The sequence below is a fragment of the Alcanivorax sp. HI0044 genome (assembly GCF_001634945.1).
The window spans coordinates 1-940 of the sequence record NZ_LWEZ01000440.1; the positions used below are offsets into that span (position 1 = coordinate 1).

Here is a 940-nt window from a genome sequence, read left to right on the forward strand (position 1 = left end):
CGAACAGTCTGCGCTGGACCTGATCTACGCCCAGTACAAGTCCGTGGATTACCCGGCCACCGTGGTAGCGGCGCAACGCTTCATGCGCAACTATCCCGCGCATCCACGCATGGACTATGCCCTCTACATGCGCGGGCTGGCTAACTTCAACATGGAGAAAGGCCTGTTTGACAACATGGTCACGTCCGACCGCTCCAGCAAGGATATGGACGCCGCGAAAGACTCCTTCCGCGACTTCGAGCGGCTGGTTGCCCGCTTCCCGGACAGCGAGTACGCCCCCGACGCCCGCGCTCGCATGGTCCACATCCGCAACCAGCTGGCCCGTCAGGAGCTGCACGTGGCCCGTTACTACGCTCGCCGTGGCGCCATTGTTGCTTCCGTGAACCGGGCGCAGTATGTGGTCAAACACTACCAGCAGACCCCCGCTGTGGAAGAAGGCCTGGCCATTATGGTCAAGGGTTATCAACGGCTGGAGCTTCCTGAACAGGCAGAAAAAAGCCGCGCCGTACTGGCCCTGAACTGGCCGGAAAGCAGCTTCCTGGATGACGACAAACAGGTGGACCTGGCCTGGTGGCCGGATGAGGATGAAGGGCTGTTGAGCCTGCTGACGTTTGACCTTCTGTGAGCTTCTAGCTTCTAGCTTCTAGCTTCTAGCTTCTAGCTTCTAGCTAAAAAAGGGTGGCACCGACCATGATTCGGGCCACCCTTTTTTGATTTTGATCTTCCTTGCAGCTCGCAGCCAGGAGCTCGTAGCTGCTTTTAGTCTCCCGGCCGCCAACCGTTGGTAATCGGATACCGCCGGTCCTTGCCGAAGGCGCGGCGGCTGACGCGGGGGCCAACAGCGGCCTGGCGGCGTTTGTACTCATTACGATCGGTAAGTTTCACCACCCGGTAGACCGTCTCGCGGTCAAAACCGTCACGGATCACCGCTTCCGCGCTC

Annotated in this window: 1 protein-coding gene and 1 pseudogene; one reads left to right on the forward strand and one right to left on the reverse strand. The window is 59.8% G+C overall.

What is annotated here, in order from left to right:
• A partial coding sequence (locus A3730_RS05390; RefSeq protein ID WP_063537656.1) for an outer membrane protein assembly factor BamD occupies positions 1 to 625 on the forward strand: 625 nt, incomplete at its 5' end.
• A gap of 134 nt (positions 626 to 759) precedes the next feature.
• On the opposite strand, the pseudogene A3730_RS05395 reads toward A3730_RS05390, so the two are convergent.
• Positions 760 to 940: pseudogene (locus A3730_RS05395) on the reverse strand (NAD+ synthase); the annotation flags it as partial.